Annotated in this window: 2 protein-coding genes; one reads left to right on the top strand and one right to left on the bottom strand. The window is 72.5% G+C overall.

The features are described 5' to 3' along the window. Positions 1 to 731, bottom strand: a 731-nt coding sequence (locus ABZ497_RS23355; protein WP_359807999.1) for a TetR/AcrR family transcriptional regulator, incomplete at its 3' end; no start/stop codon positions are given. Between the two features lie 417 nt (positions 732 to 1,148). Between ABZ497_RS23355 and ABZ497_RS23360 the strand changes: the two genes are divergently transcribed. After that, entirely contained in the window at positions 1,149 to 1,820 is a 672-nt protein-coding gene (locus ABZ497_RS23360) for a Tat pathway signal sequence domain protein (protein ID WP_359808001.1), read from the top strand. Positions 1,821 to 1,914: the final 94 nt, after the last annotated feature.

A 1,914-nucleotide genomic window follows, 5' to 3' on the forward strand; every position in this document is an offset into this window, starting at 1 on the left:
GGAGCCAAGGCAGGCGCCGGCACCAGGTCCTGAGCCGCGGCCAGCCGCCGGGCGGCCTCCTCCGGGCCGAGGAAGGGCGCCAGGCAGAACAGGCTCAACATCGGCAGTTCGGCCGGGAGTTCGCCGGTCCGGCCGGCGTCGACACAGCGGTAGAGGGTGCTGTAGACGCCGCCGACCACCGCGTCCACCAGCGGCTGCACCTCGACGCCGCACGGCAGTGGGGGCACCTCGGCGAAGAACGCCCGGAACCGGGTGAGGAGTTGCTCGCGCTCACGGCGGCCGGCCGGGCCGACCGACTCCACCTCGATCACCGCCATGGTGGCGAAGGCGGGGACGCGGGCCAGCAGGTCGAGCATCGCGCGCAGGGCGTCGTGGATCCCGGCGCACCAGTTCGGGGCCGCCGCGAAGGCCGCCGCCATCCGCCGGATCACCACGCCGGTGCCGTGCCGGTGGGTGGCCAGGAAGGCGTCCTCCTTGCCGCTGAACAGCTCGTAGAAGACCGGCCTGGTCACCCCGGCCGCGCGGCAGATGTCGCTCACCGTCGCCCGCTGGTAGCCGTGCTCGGCCACGGTGTGGACCAGCCCGTCGAGCAGGCGTTCCCGCTGGGTGGCGGCGACCACGCCGGGGGGCAGCCGGCTCGGGCCGCGCTTGATCGACCGCGCCGGGTCACGGCCGGTCCGCGCCCCGGGCAGCAGCAGTGCCTCGGCACCGTGAACGGCATCCAGGTCCATCGCCAACTCCTGTGCTCAGTATTGACATTGACGCAAGGGCTGGTTTACAACACTCGCAGGTTTCCAATCGAACGGCGCTGAGCCGACGGAAACCTCCACGCGTTCCGACTGTTCAGTATGGCGAACGCATGCCCGGCGGTGGCAGCCGTCGACGTGCACCACTCAGGCACCTCATCGCACGGCCCGCACCGCCGCGATCCCCCGCACCACCGCACCTCCCGCACCTCCCGCACCTCCTCGCCGGACGGCGGGGCCCGTGGCGCCGGGCCCGCCGACGGCACCGGACGCGTGTCCGCAGGTTCTCAGCACCCCCACTCCGCTCCACCCTGCCGCGTGCACCGCGGCAGCTCCCGCCGCGCGATCCCAGCGCGAATCCGCGGGCTCCCCCACCCAGCTCGTACGGAGAGAGGCACCCTCATGCGCATCAGCCGCACCCTCGGCGCCGCGGCCCTGGCCGCCGTCGCCCTGGCGACCGCAGCCGTCACCCCGGCCCAGGCCGCCGGTTCAGCCGTGCTGACCCACACCTCCGTCGGCGGCCCCGCCGTCGCCGTCGGCGACGTCCTGACCGCCAACCTGGTCCCCGGCAGCTACGCCACCTTCTACTCCAGTGCCACCGGCACGAGCGGCATCAAGTGCGCCGTCTCCGCCTTCTCCGCCACGGTGACCAGCAACCCGGCGGCCCCGGGCGTGGCCACCGAGAGCCTCAACAGCCACACCTTCAGCTCCTGCACCGCGAACGTCATCGGTGTCACCGGCGTCAAGAGCATCACGGTCAACAACCTGCCGTACACCAACTCGGTCAGCGACGCGGCCGGCAACCCCGTGACGCTCAGCCCGACGGCGGCCGGTCCACTGCAGACCACGGTCGTGCTGAACACCATCCTCGGTACCACCACCTGCGTCTACCGCGCGCCCGGCAGCATCTCCGGCACCACCGACAACACCGGTCAGACCATCGGGTTCGCCTCCCAGGCGTTCGCCAAGGTGTCCGGCCCGAGCACCTGCTTCGCCACCGGCTACTTCACCGCCACCTACGGGCCGGTGATCGACAGCTCGGTCGCGGGCAACCCGCACGTCTACATCAACTGACCCTCTGCGCACAGCAGTAGGCGGGAAACGACGGGGAGCGGCGTGCGGGGGGGAGTAGGAGCGCAAGGCGCGCACCCCCGCCGCGGGCCCCCCC

The organism is Kitasatospora sp. NPDC005751, from assembly GCF_040630835.1.
Lineage (GTDB): Bacteria > Actinomycetota > Actinomycetes > Streptomycetales > Streptomycetaceae > Kitasatospora.